The 309-nt window shown below is 44.3% G+C and carries 1 protein-coding gene; it reads right to left on the reverse strand.

The window, feature by feature from the left end:
• Positions 1-309, reverse strand: a 309-nt coding sequence (locus ACNKXV_RS14050) for a GLPGLI family protein (protein ID WP_417908338.1), incomplete at both ends; no start/stop codon positions are given.

A 309-nucleotide genomic window follows, 5' to 3' on the forward strand; every position in this document is an offset into this window, starting at 1 on the left:
GTCATAGGCTAAAATCAAACCGGGTAGGCCGAATAGCTCTTCTGGTCCCGTAGGAACTGGAATATCTGCAGCAAACCAAGCGGTGATTTTTTGGCCTTTGATGGGGTCTTCACTCACGGCTTTCATGCACATATGCCCGAGAATATCGCGGATTTCATTCATGACCCTCCATTTAGGAGGATTAAGGCGGTCACGGACTAGGTAAGTTTTGCCCATTTGGTCCATGAATTTCAGATAGGTCTGATCTTTAAGATTGTTTTCAATGAAGTAATCTTCTATTTGCCAAGAGTAGCTGCGTACTTCATAAGG

The organism is Christiangramia aquimixticola, from assembly GCF_048285835.1.
GTDB classification, from domain to species: Bacteria; Bacteroidota; Bacteroidia; order Flavobacteriales; family Flavobacteriaceae; genus Christiangramia; species Christiangramia aquimixticola.